This is a genomic window from Streptomyces sp. NPDC003038 (genome assembly GCF_040611115.1).
GTDB lineage: Bacteria > Actinomycetota > Actinomycetes > Streptomycetales > Streptomycetaceae > Streptomyces.
This window is the reverse complement of sequence record NZ_JBEXNN010000007.1, coordinates 279,219-300,020: the sequence shown is the minus strand read 5'-3', so window position 1 is coordinate 300,020 and position 20,802 is coordinate 279,219. Positions and strand designations below refer to the sequence as shown.

Annotated in this window: 19 protein-coding genes; 8 read left to right on the top strand and 11 right to left on the bottom strand. The window is 72.9% G+C overall.

Going from position 1 to position 20,802, the window contains the following annotated elements; genetic code table 11:
* The coding region (locus tag ABZX75_RS12445) for a hypothetical protein (RefSeq protein WP_355410121.1) at positions 1-368 on the top strand (368 nt) is incomplete at its 5' end.
* A 390-nt stretch (positions 369-758) separates the two neighbouring features.
* The gene (gene trpS / locus ABZX75_RS12440) at positions 759-1,757 is read left to right on the top strand and encodes a tryptophan--tRNA ligase (protein WP_355410120.1); all 999 of its coding nucleotides are present in this window, start codon (positions 759-761) and stop codon (positions 1,755-1,757) included.
* A gap of 53 nt (positions 1,758-1,810) precedes the next feature.
* Here trpS and proC read toward each other — a convergent pair whose 3' ends face one another.
* The 5 genes from proC to ABZX75_RS12415 form a co-directional block, all read right to left on the bottom strand.
* Positions 1,811-2,620: a pyrroline-5-carboxylate reductase gene (gene proC / locus ABZX75_RS12435; RefSeq protein ID WP_355410119.1), complete on the bottom strand. Its 810-nt coding sequence runs from the start codon at positions 2,618-2,620 to the stop codon at positions 1,811-1,813.
* Positions 2,621-2,722: 102 nt separating this feature from the next.
* Complete coding sequence (locus ABZX75_RS12430) at positions 2,723-3,553, bottom strand: ABC transporter permease (protein ID WP_355410118.1); 831 nt, start codon at positions 3,551-3,553, stop codon at positions 2,723-2,725.
* A complete protein-coding gene (locus tag ABZX75_RS12425) occupies positions 3,550-4,347 on the bottom strand; it encodes an ABC transporter ATP-binding protein (RefSeq protein ID WP_355410117.1) in 798 nt (265 codons plus the stop codon). Before ABZX75_RS12425 ends, ABZX75_RS12430 begins: the two co-directional genes overlap by 4 nt.
* A 120-nt stretch (positions 4,348-4,467) precedes the next feature.
* The gene (locus ABZX75_RS12420) at positions 4,468-5,010 is read right to left on the bottom strand and encodes a hypothetical protein (RefSeq protein ID WP_355410116.1); all 543 of its coding nucleotides are present in this window, start codon (positions 5,008-5,010) and stop codon (positions 4,468-4,470) included.
* Between the two features lie 86 nt (positions 5,011-5,096).
* On the bottom strand, positions 5,097-5,399 hold the full coding sequence (locus ABZX75_RS12415) for a peptidase (protein WP_355410115.1): 303 nt from the start codon (positions 5,397-5,399) through the stop codon (positions 5,097-5,099).
* Positions 5,400-5,504: 105 nt separating this feature from the next.
* Between ABZX75_RS12415 and ABZX75_RS12410 the strand changes: the two genes are divergently transcribed.
* Positions 5,505-7,670: a serine/threonine-protein kinase gene (locus ABZX75_RS12410; protein ID WP_355410114.1), complete on the top strand. Its 2,166-nt coding sequence runs from the start codon at positions 5,505-5,507 to the stop codon at positions 7,668-7,670.
* Between the two features lie 58 nt (positions 7,671-7,728).
* On the opposite strand, the gene ilvD is transcribed toward ABZX75_RS12410, so the two are convergent.
* From ilvD to ABZX75_RS12390, 4 genes are all read right to left on the bottom strand, one after another.
* Positions 7,729-9,579, bottom strand: a complete 1,851-nt coding sequence (ilvD, locus tag ABZX75_RS12405) for a dihydroxy-acid dehydratase (protein ID WP_355410113.1) — start codon at positions 9,577-9,579, stop codon at positions 7,729-7,731.
* Between the two features lie 202 nt (positions 9,580-9,781).
* Positions 9,782-10,399: a TetR family transcriptional regulator gene (locus ABZX75_RS12400; RefSeq protein WP_355410112.1), complete on the bottom strand. Its 618-nt coding sequence runs from the start codon at positions 10,397-10,399 to the stop codon at positions 9,782-9,784.
* Positions 10,396-11,238: a sugar phosphate isomerase/epimerase gene (locus tag ABZX75_RS12395; RefSeq protein WP_355410111.1), complete on the bottom strand. Its 843-nt coding sequence runs from the start codon at positions 11,236-11,238 to the stop codon at positions 10,396-10,398. The genes ABZX75_RS12400 and ABZX75_RS12395 overlap by 4 nt, the downstream gene beginning before the upstream one ends.
* A gap of 73 nt (positions 11,239-11,311) precedes the next feature.
* Entirely contained in the window at positions 11,312-12,250 is a 939-nt protein-coding gene (locus tag ABZX75_RS12390) for a Ppx/GppA phosphatase family protein (RefSeq protein ID WP_355410110.1), read from the bottom strand.
* 63 nt (positions 12,251-12,313) lie between these two features.
* On the opposite strand from ABZX75_RS12390, the gene ABZX75_RS12385 reads away from it, so the two are divergent.
* Positions 12,314-13,165, top strand: coding sequence for a hypothetical protein (locus ABZX75_RS12385; protein WP_355410109.1), 852 nt, complete (start codon positions 12,314-12,316; stop codon positions 13,163-13,165).
* Between the two features lie 81 nt (positions 13,166-13,246).
* On the opposite strand, the gene ABZX75_RS12380 is transcribed toward ABZX75_RS12385, so the two are convergent.
* Complete coding sequence (locus ABZX75_RS12380) at positions 13,247-15,043, bottom strand: hypothetical protein (protein WP_355410108.1); 1,797 nt, start codon at positions 15,041-15,043, stop codon at positions 13,247-13,249.
* Positions 15,044-15,261: 218 nt separating this feature from the next.
* On the opposite strand from ABZX75_RS12380, the gene radA reads away from it, so the two are divergent.
* Positions 15,262-16,674 (top strand): DNA repair protein RadA, encoded by a 1,413-nt coding sequence (radA, locus tag ABZX75_RS12375; protein WP_355410107.1) that lies wholly within the window; start codon positions 15,262-15,264, stop codon positions 16,672-16,674.
* A 174-nt stretch (positions 16,675-16,848) separates the two neighbouring features.
* Positions 16,849-17,973: a DNA integrity scanning diadenylate cyclase DisA gene (gene disA, locus ABZX75_RS12370; protein ID WP_266936016.1), complete on the top strand. Its 1,125-nt coding sequence runs from the start codon at positions 16,849-16,851 to the stop codon at positions 17,971-17,973.
* A 63-nt stretch (positions 17,974-18,036) separates the two neighbouring features.
* Here the strand turns inward: disA and ABZX75_RS12365 are convergent, their stop codons facing one another.
* On the bottom strand, positions 18,037-18,843 hold the full coding sequence (locus tag ABZX75_RS12365) for a hypothetical protein (protein WP_355410106.1): 807 nt from the start codon (positions 18,841-18,843) through the stop codon (positions 18,037-18,039).
* Positions 18,844-19,003: 160 nt separating this feature from the next.
* Here ABZX75_RS12365 and ABZX75_RS12360 point away from each other — a divergent pair, with 160 nt between their 5' ends.
* Together ABZX75_RS12360 and ABZX75_RS12355 are read left to right on the top strand one after the other, a co-directional pair.
* Positions 19,004-19,612, top strand: a complete 609-nt coding sequence (locus tag ABZX75_RS12360; protein ID WP_355410105.1) for a phosphatase PAP2 family protein — start codon at positions 19,004-19,006, stop codon at positions 19,610-19,612.
* A 29-nt stretch (positions 19,613-19,641) separates the two neighbouring features.
* Complete coding sequence (locus ABZX75_RS12355) at positions 19,642-20,616, top strand: A/G-specific adenine glycosylase (RefSeq protein ID WP_355410104.1); 975 nt, start codon at positions 19,642-19,644, stop codon at positions 20,614-20,616.
* Positions 20,617-20,802: the final 186 nt, after the last annotated feature.

The window sequence follows — 20,802 nt, the reverse complement described above, 5'->3', positions numbered from 1 at the left end:
GGACGGGGTATCAACTTCTGGCGTTGATTTTTGGCACGCTGTTGAGTTCTCAAGGAACGGACGCTTCCTTTGTACTCACCTCAGCACATCGGCTGAAGCTTTCCTCCGGGCTTCGTTCTTCATTTCCGACTCTATCAGATCCTTGCGGACCCGACTTCCTCGGTGCTTTCCAGGTTCCCGCTTTCGCGTTTCCCTTTCCGGCGATTCCGACTCTATCAGATCCTTTCGGGCCTGATCCCAGTCAGCGGGCTTTGCCTTGGGGGCTGTTGGCCCTTGCGGCGAGTGAGACAGTAGCGGATTCCTCGCCGCTGAACCAATCGGCGGCTGCGCCCTTCGGACGCGGATTCCTCATTCGCAAATACGCATGAAAACGAGACGACGGATGCGTCGTTCGTTCGAATGTGTAGTGCGGGATGGCTGTCCGGGGACCGACCGGGGTCGGCGCTCACTTCGGACAACTCGAAGAACCTTACGGATGGGGTACGGGTGTGTCAACCTCGGCCTGTCCGGCCGCACGGGGTCCACGAACCTCATCACGTTTTCCTCCCCCGCGGTCTACGCTGGGCCCATGACTACGCATGCGCTCACGCTCAGCCTTCGCTGGTGGGCCGCCTGACGGCGGCCGTCCTTCCACGCGAGCACGCATGCGCTCACGGCCGCCGCTACGGCGGCCGTTCTTGTTTCTCCCCCCTTCCGGGAGTGGCTCGGTCGCCCGACGCGGTGGCCCGGTACCACTCACACACACGGGAGAGCAGGACATGACGAGGATCTTCAGCGGGGTCAAGCCGACCGGTCACCTGACACTGGGGAACTACCTGGGGGCCGTGCGGCAGTGGGTCGCCGCCGACCAGGAGCCCGAGGAGGCGCTGTTCTGCGTCGTGGACCTGCACGCGCTGACCGTCGCGCACGAGCCGGCGCGGGTGCGGCGGCTCAGTCGGCAGGCGGCGACGCTGTTGCTCGCCGCCGGGCTCGATCCGCAACGGTGCACCCTCTTCGTGCAGAGCCATGTCGACGAGCACACGCGGCTGGCGTACCTGCTGGAGTGCACCGCCACCGACGGTGAGCTGCGGCGCATGATCCAGTACAAGGAGAAGGCGGCACAGGCGCAGGGCGCCGGGGACGGCGTACGGCTTTCGCTGCTCACCTATCCCGTGCTGATGGCCGCCGACATCTTGGCGTACGGGACCGATGAGGTCCCGGTCGGTGAGGACCAGCGGCAGCACGTCGAGCTGACCCGGGACCTCGCGGTGCGGTTCAACCAGCGCTACGGGCACACCTTCACCGTCCCGAAGGCGACGCTTCCGGCGGTGGCCGCGCGGGTCATGGACCTGCAGGCGCCGACCTCGAAGATGGGGAAGTCCCAGGCGAGCGGGGCCGGGATCGTCTATCTGCTCGATGAGCCCGGCGTCGTGCGCAAGAAGGTGATGCGGGCGGTGACCGACAGCGGGGACGGCGCAGTGGTCTACGACCGGGAAGCCCGGCCCGGGGTCGCGAACCTGCTCGACATCCTGGCCGCCTGTAGCGGGGGTGATCCGGCTGCTCTGGCGGACGGGTACCAGGGGTACGGCGCGCTCAAGCGGGATGTCGCCGACGCGGTGGTGGAGCTGCTGCGGCCGGTTCAGGAGCGGCATGCGGAGCTCGCGGCCGATCCGGCCGCGGTGGACAAGGTGTTGCGGGAGGGGGCCGGGCGGGCCCGCGCGCTGGCACGGCCGCTGGTGGACCGGGCGTACCGGGCGATCGGGCTCCTCGAACCCTGAAGGAGAGGAAGGGGCACGGGTGCGGCCCCGGCGGGCGGGGCCGCACCCGTGTCTCAGCTGTTGCCGGAGGCGAGCTCGCGGCTGCGGTCGCGGGCCGCTTCGAGGGCAGCGATCAGGGCTGCCCGTACGCCGTGCTTCTCCAGCTCCACGATGGCGTTGATCGTCGTACCCGCCGGGGAGGTGACGGCCTCGCGGAGCTTCACCGGGTGCTCGCCGCTGTCGCGCAGCATCACGGCGGCGCCGATCGCGGCCTGCACGATGAGGTCGTGCGCCTGGGCGCGGGGCAGGCCGAGGAGGATGCCGGCGTCGGTCATGGCCTCGACGAGGAAGTAGAAGTACGCGGGACCGGAGCCGGAGAGGGCGGTCGCCGCGTCCTGCTGGGACTCGGGGACGCGCAGGGTCTTGCCGACCCCGCCGAAGATCTCCTCGGTGTGGAGAAGGTGGGCGGCGGTGGCGTGGCTGCCGGCCGAGATGACGGACATGGCCTCGTCGACGAGGGCGGGGGTGTTCGTCATGACACGGACGACGGGGGTGCCGGGGGCGAGCCTCTCCTCGAAGTAGGAGGTGGGAACACCCGCGGCGCCGCTGATGACCAGGCGGTCGGCGGGGACGTGCGGGGCGAGCTCGTCGAGGAGCTTGCCCATGTCCTGCGGCTTGACGGTGAGGATGAGGGTGTCGGCGCGCTTGGCGGCCTCGGCGTTGCTGACGGCCTCGACGCCGTAGCGCGTACGGAGTTCCTCGGCCCGTTCGGCGCGGCGGGCGGTGACGAGGAGCTTCGAAGCCGGCCAGCCCGCACGGATCATGCCGCTGAGCAGGGCTTCACCGATCTTGCCGGTACCGAGGACTGCGACTGTCTGGGTCATGCCCGATTCACCTCGCCGAACGTTCCTGCGCGTGCGCTGCGTATACGTCCTCATCCTCGCACCCGGGCGGAGGCCGGAGGGCAGGTGTCCGGTCCGTGGGCGCTATGGGGTGCGGCGGCGGAGGGTGGCCGCGCCGAGGACCAGGACGGTCAGGGCGCAGGCGGCGACGACGACGGCGTCGCGGATGAAATCGGCGGTCATGTCGGTGTGGGTGAGGACCTGGGTCATGCCGTCGACGGCGTAGGACATGGGCAGGACGTTGGAGAGGCCCTCCAGGACCGGGTGCATGGTGTCGCGGGCCGCGAACAGGCCGCAGAGCAGCAGCTGGGGGAAGATCACCGCCGGCATGAACTGGACGGCCTGGAATTCGGAGGCCGCGAAGGCCGAGACGAAGAGGCCGAGGGCGGTGCCGAGGAGCGCGTCGAGGAGGGCGACGAGCAGGAGCAGCCAGGGGGATCCGACCACGTCTAGGCCGAGGAGCCACAGGGCGAGGCCGGTGGCGAGGAGGGACTGGACGACGGCGACGGCGCCGAAGGCGAGGGCGTATCCGGCGATGAGGTCGCCCTTGCCGAGGGGCATGGCGAGGAGGCGTTCCAGGGTGCCGGAGGTGCGCTCGCGCAGCGTCGCGATGGAGGTCACCAGGAACATCGTGATCAGCGGGAAGATGCCGAGGAGGCTGGCGCCGATGCTGTCGAAGGTGCGGGGGTTCGCGTCGAAGACGAAGCGCAGCAGCGTGAGCATCAGTACGGGGACCAGGAGCATCAGCGCGATGGAGCGCGGGTCGTGGCGGAGCTGGCGCAGGACGCGGGCGGCGGTGGCGGCGGTGCGGGAGAGGAAGAGCGTGAGGTGCGCCCTCGAAGGGCCGGTGGCGGGCGCGGGGCCGGTGGCGGCGGGTGATGGACTGGCGGTGGCGGGTGACGGACGGGCGTTCATCGGCTCTCCTCCCGGGGGGCGGTCGCGTTGGCTTCGTCGACGAGGCGGAGGAAGCCCTCCTCGACGGTGGCGGAATGGGTACGGGCGCGCAGTGCGTCGGGGGTGTCCTGGGCGAGGATGCGGCCCTCGCGCATGAGCAGCAGGTCATGGCAGCGCTCGGCCTCGTCCATGACGTGGGAGGAGACGAGGATCGTCGCGCCGCGGGTGGCGGCGATGTCGTGGAAGAGGTTCCACAGGTCGCGGCGCAGGACGGGGTCGAGGCCGACCGTGGGTTCGTCGAGGACCAGGAGCTCGGGGGTGCCGAGCAGGGCGACGGCGAGGGAGACGCGGCTGCGCTGGCCGCCGGAGAGGTTGCCGGCCAGGGCGTCGGCGTGGGTGGTGAGGTCGACGTCGGTGATGGCGCGGGTGACGGTGTCGGCGCGGCGGTCGGCGGCGGCCCGGCCGGGGTCGAGGACGGCGGCGAAGTAGTCGAGGTTCTGCCGGACGGTGAGGTCGTCGTAGACGGAGGGTGCCTGGGTGACGTAGCCGATGCGCGAGCGGAGCTCGGGGTGGCCGGCGGGGAGGCCGAGGACGTCGAGGGTGCCGGTGACGTGGGCCTGGGTGCCGACGACGGCGCGCATGAGGGTGGACTTTCCGCATCCGGAGGGGCCGAGGAGGCCCGTGATGCGGCCGCGGGGGACGTCGAAGGCGATGCCGTCGAGGACGGTGCGGGGGGCGCGGCCGGTGCCTCGGCGGACGGTCAGGCCGTGGGCGTGCACGGCGGCCGTGACTCCTTCGGACTGGTTATTCATCATGTGATGAATAATGCTCCCGGCTGTGCCGGGACGTCAACCGCGGCGGAGGCGGGGCTCGGGGCCGACCGGGCCGGGGCGGGGCGGTCCACCCCGGCCGGGGCCGGGGCGCGGGCCCCGGGACTACTTCTTGCGCTTGGGGCGGCGAGCGGCCGGGTTGCCCGTACGGGAGCCGCGGCGGCGGATGAAATCGGCCGAGGCGCGCTCGTACTCGGCGCGGCGCAGCTTCTCGCCCGGGGCCTCGACCAGGCAGCGCAGGAAGTACGCGATGAGGGAGCCGATGAAACCGATCGCCTTGAGGCCCTTGAGGGCCGCCTCGTCGGAGGACGGGGCCGGGCGGCGGCTGAAGGAGTCCCAGGTCTTGGCGAAGGCGATGGAGCTGGCGATCGCGAAGAGGACCACCACGGAGATGCTGAGGAACGGGCCGACGTTGCCGATCTCCAGGCCCTCATAGGCGAAGCGGAGGACGAAGGCGCCGAGCACGGCGGCGGCCAGCGAGCCGAGGGCGACGCCGGCGCGGCGCAGGGCGTAGCCGCCGTCGTGGTTCACCCAGGTGGTGCCGAAGAAACGGATCGCCTCGGGCTCGGGTCCGGTGGGGGCAGCCGGGGCCGCCGGGGTCGCCGGGGCCGGCTCGGCGGGGGTCTGGTCTCGCTGGTCGTCGCTCACATCAGCGATTATCCCCCGCCGGCCGGGCCGCGCCGGGGCGCGTCTCACGTGTCAGACGGGCGGTCCCGGGGCGCACCCCGGGAGCATCAGCCGCAGCGGTTGGCGACGTAGCCGTCGGTACCCGTCTTCACGTAGGCGTCGGACACGTAGAGCCCGTTCCCGATGCAGTCCCAGATGTTCGTGGTGCCGTACGGGCCGGTGACCGTGGTGCCCGGGCACTGGCAGCGGATCGACACGACGGCGTCGTAGGACAGGACCTTCATGATCGAATAATGGGTGCCCGGACCGCTGCGGACATTCACGCGGTATCCCGGGGCGACCGGAAACGACTCGAATCCGGACTCCGCGGAAAGGATCGCCACCTGATCCCGTTCGCTTTCAACCGACATAAGAAATCTCCCCCTTGAGCATGACGCTCTGCAACTCGCGCAGGGTAGCAGGACCTTACCGATCCATATGGGCCATCGGCTAGGCTCCGGCGGGGGTGGTCGGCAGTGGATTCACTGCGCGCGGAGCGAGCCGGTTTTCCGGAGTACGCCGGGCAGTACCGGCTGGAATCCGTCCTGGGTTCCGGCGGTATGGGGGTGGTGCATCTGGCCACCTCGGCATCCGGGCTGCGGCTCGCCGTCAAGGTCGTGCACGCGCAACACGCGGTGGATCCGGAGTTCCGGGCGCGGTTCCGGCAGGAGGTCGCCGCCGCGCGGCGCGTGAGCGGGGCCTTCACCGCGCCGGTCGTGGACGCAGATCCCGATGCCGAACGGCCCTGGATGGCCACCCTGTTCATCGACGCTCCGACACTCGCCGAGCGCGTACGGGAGCGGCCGCTCGACGAGGCCGAGGCGGCACGGCTCGGCGCCGGACTGGCCGAGGCACTTCGGGACATCCACCGGGCCGGTGTGGTGCACCGGGATCTGAAGCCCAGCAACGTGCTGATGGCGCCCGACGGAGTGCGGGTCATCGACTTCGGGATCTCGCGGCCGACGGACAGCGATCTGCGCACCGAGACCGGGAAGTTGATCGGGACACCGCCGTTCATGGCGCCCGAGCAGTTCCAGCGCCCCCGGGAGGTGGGGCCGGCCGCGGACGTGTTCGCGATGGGCGCCGTACTGGCGCACTCGGTGACCGGCCGGGGCCCCTTCGACTCCGACAGCCACTATCTCGTCGCCTACCAGGTGGTGCACAGCGAGCCGGACCTGACGGGGGTGCCGGCCGGACTCGCCCCGGTCATCGCGCGCTGTCTCGCGAAGGACCCCGCCGACCGGCCCACTCCCGACGCCCTGCTCGGTGAGCTGCGGGCCGCCGCCTATCCGACCGGCGAGGACACCCGGGTCTTCGTCCCGCATCCGCGCCGCCCGCCCGCGGCCGGGTCGAAGCCGGTGGCCGACGACGTCACGCACCGGCGGGTCGGCGCACTGCCCGTGGCCGGACCCGGGGCCGCCCCCGGCCGGTGGCGACGGCGATGGCGATGGCGATGGCGGACCGCCGGGGCGCTCGGGGCCGGGCTCCTCCTGACCGGCGGGGCGGCCGGCGGATATCTGCAGTTCCGGGGGGAGCCGGGCCCTTCCGTACGCACGTCCGCCCAGGAACCGGCGCCCCCCACGCCGCCGTTCGGCCCGTGGGTGACGCCCCTGGAGCCAGGGGCCGGCCAGGGCGGGGGGAACCGCATCGTGTCCTGCTCCGGAGCCGGCGGCGCCCTGTACTGCTCGACGCCCCTCCTGGCCGCCGCCCGGCTGAACCCGGTCGACGGCTCGGTCTCCTGGTCGGTCCGCGCGGCAGCCCCCGGGGTCGACAGCCGGGCCCCGCTGCACGCCGGCGGACTCGTCCTGACGGTGGCCGCGGGCAGCCAGGTCGTACAAGCCCTCGATCCGGAAACCGGTGACCGGCGCTGGCAGAAGGAACTCCCGGCGGGCGCGAGAGTCGTACCGGCAGCCGGGGCGGTACTCCTGGCCGGCGGGGACGGCAAGGTCACCGCCCTCGACGCGGCCACCGGAGCGGTCAGGTGGACGAAGCAGCTCGGTGGCGTGGGTTCCCTCTGGGTCGCCGGCCCCGAGGGGCCGGACGGCCCTGCCCTGTACTGCGCCACCCCCTCCGGGGACGGCAGGACCACCCAGGTCTCGGCCGTCGAGGCCACCGACGGCACGGTGCGGTGGCAGCTGCGCACCGCGGGGACGGCCGAGCCGGTCGGCGTGTCGGAAGGCGTCCTGCACCTGCTGCGGAACGACAACGGTTCGAGGACCCGTGGCGTGCTCCGGGTGGACCTGCGGACCCGGTCGGTGCAGGAGACCCCGCTCCTGGCCGGCCTGCTCCAGGCGGAGGCGGCCGTGAGCGCCGAGGGGGTGGTGTACGCCTTCGGGGCCTCGGGCGCGCTGGCGGCCGTCGGCAAGGACGCGGAGGTGTGGCGGCTGGAGACGGGAGCGGCGGTCGCCTCGCGCCCCGTGCCGGACGGCGGGCGGGTCTACCTGACAGCGGTCGACGGGCGGCTTCTGGCGGTGGACGCCGGGGCCGGCCGCCTCATCGGCCAGACGAAGGCCCGTATGGGTACGGGACACGCGTACAGCGGGACGATCCCCGCCCCCGTGGTGGCGGACGGGCGGGTGTTCGGGACCGCGCCCGACGGGACGGTGTTCGCCGTGGACGCCGCAGATCCCGCCGGGTGGTGAACGGGCCGCGCCCCCGCACCGGGCGGGGCGGGGGCGCGTACGGGCGTAGGAGCGGGGCTCAGCCCAGGAGCGAGACGTCGCGGACCGCACCCTTGTCGGCGCTGGTGGCCATGGCGGCGTAGGCACGCAGGGCCGCGGACACCTTGCGCTCGCGGTTCTTCGGGGCGTAGACGCCGCCGAGGGCCTCGCGGCGGGCCTCCAGGGTGGCGTCGTCCACCAGGAGGTCGATCGAGCGGTTCGGGATGTCGATGCGGATGCGGTCGCCGTCCTCGACCAGGGCGATGGTGCCGCCCGAGGCCGCCTCCGGGGAGGCGTGGCCGATGGAGAGGCCCGAGGTGCCTCCGGAGAAACGGCCGTCGGTGACCAGGGCGCAGGCCTTGCCGAGGCCGCGGCCCTTGAGGAAGGAGGTCGGGTAGAGCATCTCCTGCATGCCGGGGCCGCCGCGCGGGCCCTCGTACCGGATGACGACGACGTCGCCCTCCTTGATCTCCTTGCGGAGGATCTTGTCGACGGCCTCGTCCTGCGACTCGCAGACGACCGCCGGGCCCTCGAAGGTCCAGATCGACTCGTCCACGCCCGCCGTCTTCACGACGCAGCCGTCGACCGCGATGTTGCCGCGCAGGACGGCGAGGCCGCCGTCCTTGGAGTACGCGTGCTGCACGGAGCGGATGCAGCCGCCCTCGGCGTCGAGGTCGAGGGTGCCCCAGCGCTCGGACTGGGAGAAGGCGGTGGCGGAGCGCTTGCAGCCGGGGGCCGCGTGCCACAGCTCCATGGCCTCATCGGAGGCGGTGCCGGAGCGGGCGTCCCACTTCGCCAGCCAGTCCTCCAGGTTCTCCGAGTGGACGGTGGTGACGTCCTTGTTCAGGAGGCCGCCGCGGTGCAGCTCGCCGAGGATGGCGGGGATGCCGCCGGCGCGGTGGATGTCCTCCATGTAGTACGTGCCGCCGGGCGCCACGTTCGGCGCGACCTTGGACAGGCACGGCACCCGGCGGGAGACCGCGTCGATGTCGGTGAGGTCGTAGTCCAGGCCCGCCTCCTGCGCGGCGGCCAGCAGGTGCAGGATCGTGTTCGTCGAGCCGCCCATGGCGATGTCGAGGGCCATGGCGTTCTCGAAGGCCTCGCGGGTGGCGATGGAGCGCGGCAGGACCGACTCGTCGCCGTCCTCGTAGTACCGCTTGGTGATCTCCACGACCGTCCGGCCCGCGTCCTCGTACAGGGCGCGGCGGGCGGTGTGGGTGGCGAGGACCGAACCGTTGCCGGGGAGGGCCAGGCCGATGGCCTCGGCGAGGCAGTTCATCGAGTTGGCGGTGAACATGCCGCTGCACGACCCACAGGTCGGACAGGCGTTCTCCTCGATGCGCAGGACGTCCTCGTCGGAGATGTTCTCGTTGGAGGCGTCGACCATGGCGTCGATCAGGTCGAGCTTGCGGACGGTGCCGTCTTCGAGGATGGCCTGACCGGCCTCCATCGGGCCGCCGGAGACGAAGACGACCGGGATGTTGAGGCGCATGGCGGCCATCAGCATGCCGGGGGTGATCTTGTCGCAGTTGGAGATGCAGATCAGGGCGTCGGCGCAGTGCGCCTCGACCATGTACTCGACCGAGTCGGCGATCAGGTCGCGCGACGGGAGGGAGTAGAGCATCCCGCCGTGGCCCATGGCGATGCCGTCGTCCACCGCGATGGTGTTGAACTCGCGCGGGATCGCGCCCGCGGCGCGGATGGCGTCGGAGACGATCCGGCCGACCGGCGCCAGGTGGGTGTGGCCGGGGACGAACTCGGTGAAGGAGTTGGCGACCGCGATGATCGGCTTCCCGATGTCCGCGCTCGCTACGCCCGACGCACGCATAAGGGCGCGTGCGCCCGCCATGTTGCGGCCGTGGGTGACGGTGCGGGACCTCAGCTCGGGCATCGGGTTCACTCCCCATGGGGTGCGGCCACGCGCGAACGCGGCCGCGGCTGTGGATAGGAATCAGTTACGAGGCTACGCCCCCCGCCCGCCACCCGGACCGTCTGTCCGCATGCCGGGACACCCGGCTCGCTCCTCGGTCACACCCCCGGTCGCGCAGCCGGACGCGCACCCGGTCGCGCCGGCCGTCCGGTGGCCCGGTCCCTCACTCCTCGGTCAGGTACCGCTGGAGCGTGGGGGCCACCAGGGCCACGATGTCCTCCGGGTCCGCGGACGCGAGGGGCTCGACCTGGACGACGTAGCGCAGGATCGCGATACCGACCATGTGCGAGGCCGCGAGCTCGGCGCGGAACGTCGGATCGGGCACGTCGAGATCGGCGGCGACCCGCTCCAGGACCCGGCGCAGGACGAGGCGGCGCAGCACCTTCGCGGCAGCCTCGTGGGTGAGCGCCGAGCGGATGACGGCGAGGAGGGGGGCGCGGGTCGCCGGGTTCTCCCAGATCCCCAGGAAATAGCGGGCCAGGCGCTCGCCGATGCCCTCGGGGCCCTCGCCGATGACCGCGGGGACCAGGAGCGCGGGCTCCATGCTCAGCTCGATGGCCGCGGCGAACAGGTCGTCCTTGCTGCCGAAGTAGTGGTGGACCAGCGCCGGGTCCACACCGGCCGCCTTGGCGACACCGCGTACGGAGGTCTTGTCGTAGCCGCGCGCCGCGAACTCGGAGCGGGCGGCGAGGCGGATGCGCTCCTGCGTGCCGGGGCCCTCCTCGGCCTCGTCCTGGCGGGGCCGGCCGGGGCCACGGCGGGGTTTCACGGGTTCCGTCATGGGCGCCGGACCCGCAACGGGGTGCCGGGGGCACTGGGGGCGGCGGCGAGATGGAGCCGGGTGAAGGCGAGGGCCTCGGCGAGATCGGCCTCGCGTTCAGCGGAGGACATCGCGCGTCGGGTGTTGACCTCGATGACGACGTGACCGTCGAAGGACGTACGGGCGAGCCGCTCCAGCAGCTCGGCGCAGGGCTGCGTACCGCGGCCGGGGACCAGGTGCTCGTCCTTGGCGGATCCGTTGCCGTCGGCGAGGTGGACGTGCGCGAGCCGGTCGCCCATCCGGTCGATCATCGCGATGGCGTCGGTACGGGCGGTCGCGGTGTGGGACAGGTCGACCGTGAAATGCCGGTAGTCGTCCTTGGTGACGTCCCACTCGGGGGCGTACGCGAGCATCTCGCGGTCGCGGTAGCGCCAGGGGTACATGTTCTCCACGGCGAAGCGGACGTCGGTCTCGTCGGCCATCCGCCAGATGCCGGTGACGAAGTCGCGGGAGTACTGGCGCTGCCAGCGGAACGGCGGGTGCACGACGACCGCGCTCGCACCGAGCCGCTCGGCCGCCGCCTGGGCGCGCCGGAGCTTGGTCCACGGGTCCGTGGACCAGACGCGCTGCGTGATGAGGAGGCAGGGGGCGTGGACGGCCAGGACCGGCACCTGGTGGTCGTCGGAGAGGCGCCGCAGGGCGTCGATGTCCTGGCTGACCGGATCCGTCCAGACCATGACCTCGACGCCGTCGTAGCCGAGGCGCGCGGCGGTCTCGAAGGCGGTCGCCGTCGACTCCGGATAGACGGAGGCGGTGGAGAGGGCGACTTTCGCGGTCGGAATGCGGACTGGTTCTGCCACGCAGAACAGGGTACGGGCCCACACCCGCCCCCGGACGTGACGACCACCACGCAGGGTCGTAGCGGCTCCGCCCCTACGACGGAACCGTCGGCATGTGGTCCAGGCGGCGGAGGATGACCCCCTCGCGCAGGGCCCACGGGCAGATTTCGAGGTCGTCGACGCCGAAGAGGTCCATCGCGCCCTCCGCGACCAGCGCGCCCGCCAGGAGCTGGTTCGCGCGGCCTTCCGAGACGCCCGGCAGCGCCGAGCGCTCCGCCGTCGTCATCGTGGCCAGGCGCGGGACCCACTCCTCCAAGGCCTTGCGGGTCAGGTCCCGCTGGACGTACAGGCCGTCCGCCGAGCGGGCCGCGCCCGCGATGCGGGCCAGCTGCTTGAAGGTCTTCGACGTCGCCACCACGTGGTCCGGCGCGCCGAAGCGGCGGAATTCGCCCACGGTCCGGGCGATCTGGGCCCGCACGTGCCGCCGCAGCGCCCGGATGTCCGCCGCGTCGGGGGGGTCGCCCGGCAGCCAGCCGGCCGTGAGGCGGCCCGCGCCCAGGGGGAGGGAGACGGCCGCGTCCGGGTCCTCGTCTATGCCGTACGCGATCTCCAGGGAGCCGCCGCCGATGTCGAGGACCAGCAGTTTCCCGGCCGACCAGCCGAACCAGCGGCGCGCGGCCAGGAACGTCAGCCGGGCCTCGTCCTCGCCGCTGAGGACCGCGAGGTCGACGCCGGTTTCGAGCTTCACCCGGGCCAGGACCTCGTCCGCGTTCGTGGCCTCGCGTACCGCGCTGGTCGCGAAGGGCAGGACGTCCTCGCACCCCTTGTCCTCGGCCGCCTGCACCGCCTCGCCGATCACCGAGACGATGCGCTCGACGCCCTCCGGGCTGACGGCGCCGTGCTCGTCCAGCAGCTCCGCCAGCCGCAGTTCCACCTTGTGCGAGTGCGCCGGCTGCGGGCGCGCGCCGGGGTGCGCGTCCACCACCAGCAGATGGATGGTGTTCGAACCCACATCAAGGACACCGAGTCTCATAGGGGGAAACGCTACTGCGCGGATCGCGCGGGGGTTGCGTAAGGGGCGCTTACGCTTGGGTTTGTGCCACATACGAAGAAGGCCAACAAGTCCCGGACGAAAAAGGCCAAGGCCCCGGCCGAGGTCGCGGTAGCGGTCGCGCCCGACGGGAAGGGGCTCGACGACAAGGGGCTCGACGAGAAAGCGCTCGACTTCCCGCGGGCCTGGGTGGAGTTTCCCGACCCCGGCGACGACGAACAGATCTTCCGCTGCGACCTGACCTGGCTGACCTCGCGCTGGACCTGCATCTTCGGCAGCGGCTGCCAGGGCATTGCGGCGGGCCGGGCGGCCGACGGCTGCTGCACGCTCGGCGCGCATTTCTCCGACGAGGACGACGAGAAGCGGGTCGCGGAGAACGTCGCCCGGCTGACGCCCGACCTGTGGCAGTTCCACGACGTCGGTACGGAGTCCGGCTGGGTGCAGAAGGACGACGACGGAGAGCGGCAGACCCGACGGTGGGAGGGGTCGTGCATCTTCCAGAACCGGCCCGGTTTCGCCGCGGGCGCCGGATGTTCGCTGCACATCCTCGCGCTGCGCGAGGGCCGCGAGCCGCTGGAGACCAAGCCCGACGTCTGCTGGCAGCTGCCGATCCGGCGTACGTACGACTGGATCGACCGGCCCGACGACACCCGCGTGCTCCAGGTGTCGATCGGCGAGTACGACCGCCGCGGCTGGGGCCCGGGCGGCCACGACCTGCACTGGTGGTGCACGTCGGCCACCTCCGCGCACGGCGCCGGGGAGCCGGTGTACGTGTCGTACCGCGCCGAGCTGACGGAGCTGATGGGCAAGGAGGGGTACGAGGCCCTCGTGGAGCTGTGCGAGGCGCGGCTGGCCTCCCTGCTGCCGATGGCCCCGCACCCGGCCGACCCCGCGTAGGGGCGCCGGGCCGGGCGTAGGCGCGAACCGGCTGGCGTAGGCGCGCGTCGGCTCCCGCCACAGCCGCGGCCCCGGCTCCTCCTATTCCCCCTGGGAGGCCGACGGGGAGGGGTCCGAGCCCGGCCCGGGCCCGGGGCCGGGGGAAACCGTTCCTCCTGGCCCGTCCGACGGTGTCGGCGTGGGTGTGGGCGACGGCGGCGGGGCCGTCGGCTGCGTCGGCGTCGGGCTCGGCGTGGGTGTCGGGTCCGGGGACGGCGGCGGCGTCGCGGAATCCGTCGGCACCGGTGCCGGGCGCCCGCGGCCGTGGATGGAGACGACCGCACCGCCCGGATCCACCCCCACCCGGGCCGTCCAGGCACCCACGGGCTGGGATTCGGTGTCCACGGCGATCCGCAGGGTGACCGATTCTCCGGGAGCCAGCGTGCCCGCGGTCCGGCTCGCGCGCAGCCAGGGGCCGTCGGACCAGAGCCGCCAGTCCACCGGGGCGCCGCCCGACGCGGTGAGGGTGAGCCAGGTGGTCGTGCCTCGGGAGGACGCGGCCACGGTGAGGCGGCCGGGGCCGCCGACGCGGTCGGGGGCCGCCGGGGGGCCGCTGCTGATCACCTCGACGGAGACGTCGGGGGCGGCGCTGCCGGGGGCGAAGCCGGGTCCGCCGGTGGTGGTGGCGGCGTTGCCGGTGTTCTCGTAGGCCGTCAGCGGGCTGCCGTCCGTACCGGGCGGCGGGATCTCGGCGTCGCTCGCGGAGATACGGGTTCCGGCGCCGTCGACGGGTTCCCCGGTGCTGGGTGCTCCCCGGTACGCCGCCCACAGGGCCAGGACGGGCGCGGCGACGACGGTGGCGACCACGGTCGTGGTCACGGCCCGGGCGCGCAGCCGGTCGCGGCGGGCCGCGCGGTCCTTGGGGTCCATCGGGAAACCGGTGCGGTGGAAGCGGGGTCCGGGTCCACGGCGCCGGCCGCCGGAGCGCAGCATCGCCGCGTGGACGGCGGTACGGGGCGCCGGAACCAGCGGGAGGGCCGCCGTCTCGATGCCGCCGGAGCCCGGCCAGGGGGCCGCGGCGCCCACGCGCTCGGCGACGCGGCGGCAGCGCGGGCAGTCGTCGACGTGCCGGACGAGCTCGGCGCGCAGGGTGGTGGACAGCAGGACCTGGCCGTCGCCGGTGAGGCGGGACACGGTGGGGCAGTTGCCGGTCTCGACGACCGCCAGGGCGGCGCGGGTGCGCTCCACCTCGCAGGCGGCGCCGGAGAGCAGCTCGCGGGCGGTGGTCGGCGGGGTGCCGAGGACGGCCGCGAGCTCGGGAACGCCGAGGCGGTGGCGGACGGCGAGTTCGAGGGCCTCGCGCTGCTCGGGCGTGGTTCCGGCGGCTTCCGGCCAGGCGAGCCGGGCCAGCTCGGTGCGCCGGTAGGCGCTCACGTCGAGGACTCGGCGGGCGCCCGCCCCGTAGCCCGCCCCGTAGCCGGGGTCGTAGCCGGGGTCGGCCCCGCGCTCGGCGTCCGGCGTCCCGTCGCCATCACCCGGCGCGCGTTCGCGTTCCGTGCGCTCCGGCGCACGCCGGGCGGAATGCGCTCCCACTCGCGTGCGCCGCTGTTCGCCGAGCCGGCGCAGGCATCCCCAGCGGGCGAGGGCGTACAGCCAGGCCCGCCGGTCCCCCTCGTCCGGGCACCGGCCGGGGTACCGCTCGGCCACGGCGAGGACGTCGCCGAGCACGTCGGTGGCGGTGTCGTGGTCACACAGGACCGAGAGGCAGTACGTGAACAGGCCGTCGAGGTAGGGCTCGTGGCGGAAGGGGGGCGGCTGCTCTTCTTCGAGGGGCGTGCGGCCGTGCGCCCGGTGTGCGCCGGAGCGCGATGTTGGGTGTGGCTGGTTGCTGCTGTTCACCCGGCGACCGTAGGCGGCACGCCGTCGGCGCCCGGGAAGCCTTCCGCAGTTTTAGCCCTTACGGGTGAACAGATCGGTAAGACGCTGACGGACTCCCTGACGAAAGCCCCGCCGCGAGAGGCCCGCGGCCCGCGCCGCGGGGGCGCGGCCGGTCCGACCGCCCGTGCCCCCCCCCACCGCGGCACGGCCTGTCAGTGGCGGGGGCTACCGTGGCCCGCATGGCAGCCCGTACATCTCGTTCATCCGCCAAGGACCGGCCGTCCTACCGTTGTACCGAGTGCGGCTGGACGACCGCGAAGTGGCTGGGGCGGTGTCCCGAGTGCCAGGCGTGGGGCACCGTCGAGGAAATGGGCGCGCCCGCCGTGCGGACCACCGCGGCCGGCCGGGTGTCCACCGCCGCACTGCCGATCGCGCAGGTCGACGGCCGGTCGGCGACCGCGCGCGGCACCGGCGTGGACGAGCTGGACCGGGTGCTCGGCGGCGGGCTCGTGCCCGGCGCCGTGGTGCTGCTCGCCGGGGAGCCGGGCGTCGGGAAGTCGACGCTGCTGCTGGACGTGGCGGCGAAGGCGTCCAGTGACGAGCACCGCACCCTGTACGTCACCGGTGAGGAGTCGGCGAGCCAGGTCCGGATGCGGGCCGACCGGATCGGCGCCCTGAGCGACCACCTGTACCTCGCCGCCGAGACCGACCTGTCCGCCGTACTGGGACACCTCGACGCCGTGAAGCCGTCGCTGCTGATCCTGGACTCCGTACAGACCGTCGCCTCGCCCGAGATCGACGGCGCCCCCGGCGGCATGGCCCAGGTGCGCGAGGTGGCCGGGGCCCTGATCCGGGCCTCCAAGGAGCGCGGGATGTCCACCCTGCTCGTGGGCCACGTCACCAAGGACGGGGCCATCGCCGGCCCCCGCCTCCTGGAGCACCTGGTCGACGTCGTCCTCAGCTTCGAGGGCGACCGGCACGCCCGGCTGCGGCTCGTGCGCGGCATCAAGAACCGGTACGGCGCCACCGACGAGGTGGGCTGCTTCGAGCTGCACGACGAGGGCATCACGGGGCTCGCCGACCCGAGCGGCCTGTTCCTGACCCGGCGCGCCGAGGCCGTGCCCGGGACGTGCCTGACCGTGGCCCTGGAAGGAAAGCGTCCGCTGGTCGCCGAGGTGCAGGCGCTCACGGTGGACTCCCAGATCCCCTCCCCGCGGCGGACCACCTCGGGCCTGGAGACCTCCCGCGTGTCGATGATGCTGGCGGTGCTGGAGCAGCGCGGCCGGATCACCGCGCTCGGCAAGCGCGACATCTACAGCGCCACCGTGGGCGGCGTGAAGCTCACCGAGCCTGCCGCCGACCTGGCGATCGCGCTCGCGCTGGCCTCCGCCGCCAGTGACGTCCCGCTCCCGAAGAACCTCGTCGCCATCGGCGAGGTCGGGCTGGCCGGTGAGGTGCGGCGCGTGACCGGCGTACAGCGGCGGCTCGCGGAGGCGCACCGGCTCGGCTTCACGCACGCCCTGGTGCCGTCGGATCCGGGGAAGGTGCCGGCCGGCATGAAGGTCATCGAGGTCGCCGACATGGGTGACGCGCTCCGGGTGCTGCCGCGCGGCCGGTCCCGTACCCCGGCCAAGGAGCGGACCGGCGAGTAAGGGCGGTCGCGCCGCTGGTCAGGGGGTGCGTAGGGGGTCCCCGTACGCCGTACCTGGCCAAGCCACGGCGGGGGCGCAGCGCGCGCCGGTAGACTTTGGGCTGGTCCGCCCGGCCGTACGCACGTCTTCGTGCCCGCGGCACTGGGCGGCGCAACCCGCGACCGGAGGAGTGCAGTGGCAGCCAAGGACGGGGCAGCAGCATCCGGAAAGTCGGGCGCGAGCTCCAAGCAGGAAGCCATGATGCGCGCCTCGCTGAGCGCGGTCGCACCTGGTCAGCCGCTGCGTGACGGCTTGGAGCGGATCGTCCGCGGCAACACCGGTGGCCTCATCGTCCTCGGGATGGACAAGAGCGTCGAAGCGATGTGCACCGGCGGCTTCGTCCTGGACGTGGAGTTCACCGCGACCCGGCTGCGCGAGCTGTGCAAGCTCGACGGCGCGCTCATCCTCGACAAGGACATCACCAAGATCCTGCGGGCCGGCGTGCAGCTGGTGCCGGACGCGTCGATCCACACGGAGGAGACCGGAACCCGGCACCGCACCGCGGACCGCGTGTCGAAGCAGTGCGGGTTCCCCGTCGTGTCCGTGTCGCAGTCGATGCGGCTGATCGCGCTGTACGTGGACGGCGAGCGCCGCGTCCTGGAGGAGTCCGGGGCGATCCTGTCGCGGGCGAACCAGGCGCTGGCCACGCTGGAGCGGTACAAGCTGCGGCTGGACGAGGTCGCGGGCACGCTGTCGGCGCTGGAGATCGAGGACCTGGTGACGGTCCGCGACGTGACGGCGGTCGCGCAGCGGCTGGAAATGGTCCGCCGGATCGCGACCGAGATCGCCGAGTACGTGGTCGAGCTCGGCACGGACGGGCGGCTGCTGTCGCTCCAGCTGGACGAGCTGACGGTCGGGATCGAGCAGGAGCGGGAGCTCGTGATCCGGGACTACGTGCCGGAGCCGACGGCGAAGCGTTCCCGCACGGTGGACGAGGCCCTCGCGGAACTGGACGCGCTGACGCATCCGGAGCTGCTGGAGCTCGCGATCGTGGCGAAGGCGCTGGGGTACACCGGCTCGCCGGAGACCTTGGACTCGGCGGTGTCGCCCCGCGGCTACCGGCTGCTGGCGAAGGTGCCGAGGCTGCCGGGGGCGATCATCGAGCGGCTCGTGGAGCACTTCGGCGGACTGCAGAAGCTGCTCGCCGCGAGCGTCGACGACCTGCAGACGGTGGACGGTGTGGGCGAGGCCCGCGCGCGCAGCGTCCGCGAGGGGCTGTCGCGGCTGGCGGAGTCCTCGATCCTGGAACGGTACGTCTAGCCCTCCCCTTACGGATCTCCTCCGGCCCCCGCAGAGGGGCCGGAGGCAGGGCGCGCCCCGGGGCTACTCCGGCTTGAGGACGAATGAGGTGCGGGCCACCGGGAGGCCCGGGGACTTCACCTCGACCACGTAGGTGTCCGGGGCCGCGGTGCCCGCCGGAGGCGACTGGCACTGGTCGGGGGCGCTGAACCTGCGGTCCCATTCCAGCTGTTGCTTCGTCTCGCCCTGCGCGGGGAGGCGGAAGAAGGCGTTGGCCGCGCCGGCCGGGCAGTCCGCCGAGGACCAGACCGCCTTGTTCGCGCTCGCCTGAAGGATGGTCACGACCGCCTGCTTCGGGCCGAGATCGGCCTTGCAGGTGGTGCCGGAGACGTTGCGGGCGATCAGTTCGAGGCGGGGCTTCTCGTTCGCCTCGTACTCGTTCTTCACGCTCTTGACCTCCCACTGGAGCGCGCTCGGCGTGCACGTGGGAAGCCCGGAGTCCGCCGGGACGTGGGCCGGGCCGCCGTCGGCGCCACCGGAGCCCGATCCGGACCCGGAGCCGTTGGAGCCCGCGGCGCCGCCCGGTTCGCCGTTCTTGCCCGTGCCGGCGGTGCCGCCGCCCTCGGAGCCCGTACCGCCCGCGCCCGACTCCGGGCGGCCGCCCGGTGCCTGACTGATCGCCGGCCCCGAGCCGGACGGACCGGGGGTGATCGAGGCGATGGGATCGGGCCCGCCTTGACCCTTCCCGTTCGTACTCGACTTCCCCCCGCCGGAACTGACGGTCCATACGGCGAGGAGCGCGAGGAGCGCGACGACGGACGCCAGCACAGCCCTCCGTCGCCAGTAGATGGAGGAGGGGAGCGGCCCGACCGGATTGCGCAGAGATCCCACGGACGGAACTTTACGAGAGTTCGCGGCCCGATCCGTGCCCCACATGCCGCCAAGCAGGCTGGATTTGCCGATGATCGGCCTGCGGGCGCGATCCGGAGCGCCCAGAACAGGCCAGGGGTCCCGTGAGGAGCTTGACCGGCCTTCGGTACCGTCGGTGACCATGGACAGCTCCGACCTCTATCGCGACATCATCGGCTTCGCCCACTCCACACCCCCCTGGGTGCAGTCGGTGTTCGAGCACTGGACGGAGTACGGGCTCCTGCTCTTCGGCGCGCTCTTCATAGCCGTCTGGTGGCGCTCGCGCGGACGGGCGGACCCGCGGACGGTGGCGCTCGCCGTCCTCGCGCCCCTGGCCACCGCCGTCGCGTACGTCACCTCGGAGCTGGTCAAGTCCACCGTGGACGAGGAGCGCCCCTGCCGCGCCGTGGCCGGAGCGGCGGCCTCGCTGGTCCCGTGCCCCGCGTTCGGCGACTGGTCCTTCCCCAGCAATCACGCGGCCATCGCGGGCGCCGCCGCCGTCGCGCTGACCATGGCCGTACGCCGCCTCGCGCTGCTGACCGTGCCGCTCGCGCTGCTGATGGCGTTCTCCCGGGTCTTCGTCGGCGTGCACTATCCGCACGACGTGGCGATGGGCCTGCTCCTCGGCGGTTCGCTGGCCGCCCTCTTCCTCCTCGGGTTCACCGGTCCGATCAGTGGGATCACCGCCGCGGTCCGGGCGAGCGGGGTGCCCGCCGCTGTCTGGTTCACGGGCACGGGCCGGGCACGGTAAGCCCGAAACATGCCAGGATGCCGTCTGCCATGACTGCATCCGCATCCGTATCCCCCGCATCCCACGAATCCGCCGAGCGCGCCGGATCCGCCGAGCCCGCCGGATCCGCCGGCTCGGGCTCCGGCCCCGTCTCCCACGCGCTGCACTCCCCCGTCATCGCGTGGTTCGACGAGCACGCCCGCGACCTGCCCTGGCGCCGCCCCGAGGCCGGCCCCTGGGGGGTCATGGTCAGCGAGTTCATGCTCCAGCAGACCCCCGTCAGCCGGGTCCTGCCGGTCTACGAGCAGTGGCTCGCCCGGTGGCCGCGTCCGGCCGACCTGGCCGCCGAGGCCCCCGGCGAGGCCGTACGGGCCTGGGGGCGGCTCGGCTACCCCCGCCGCGCCCTGCGGCTGCACGGCGCGGCCGTCGCGATAACGGAGCGGCACGGGGGCGACGTACCGCGGGAGCACGCACAGCTGCTCGCGCTGCCCGGCATCGGGGAGTACACGGCGGCGGCCGTGGCGTCGTTCGCGTACGGGCAGCGGCACGCCGTGCTCGACACCAACGTCCGGCGGGTCTTCGCGCGCACCGCCGGCGGGGTCGAGTACCCGCCCACCGCCACCACCGCGGCCGAGCGGCGCCTCGCCCGGGCCCTGCTCCCCGCGGACGAGGAGACCGCGGCCCGCTGGGCGGCGGCCTCCATGGAGCTCGGCGCGCTGGTGTGCAAGGCCAAGAGCCCGGACTGCGGGCGCTGCCCGGTGGCCGGGCTGTGCGCGTGGCGGCTCGCCGGGAAACCTGCGCACGAGGGTCCCCCGCGGCGCGGGCAGACGTACGCCGGGACCGACCGGCAGGTGCGCGGCAGGCTCCTCGCGGTGCTCCGGGAAGCGGTGGGGCCGGTTCCGCAAGCGGTACTGGACACCGTCTGGGACGAGCCGGTGCAGCGGGCCCGCGCTTTGGACGGGCTGGTCTCCGACGGCCTCGTGGAACCGCTCGCGGGCGCCATGTACCGGCTCCCGCTGACGTGATCCGCAGCCGCCGCGGCAGCCCAGGAAGCTGAGGCGCACATTCCACATCCGGCGGGCGAAACCGCAGCTCACGGGCACTGTTACACAACCTATGGGTGTCCGTGCGCCCACCGAAGGCTGGCCCGCACAGGCTCGTGACAACGCCTCCGTACCGTCGGTCCCCGTAAGGCAGCGGAAGAGCGGTTG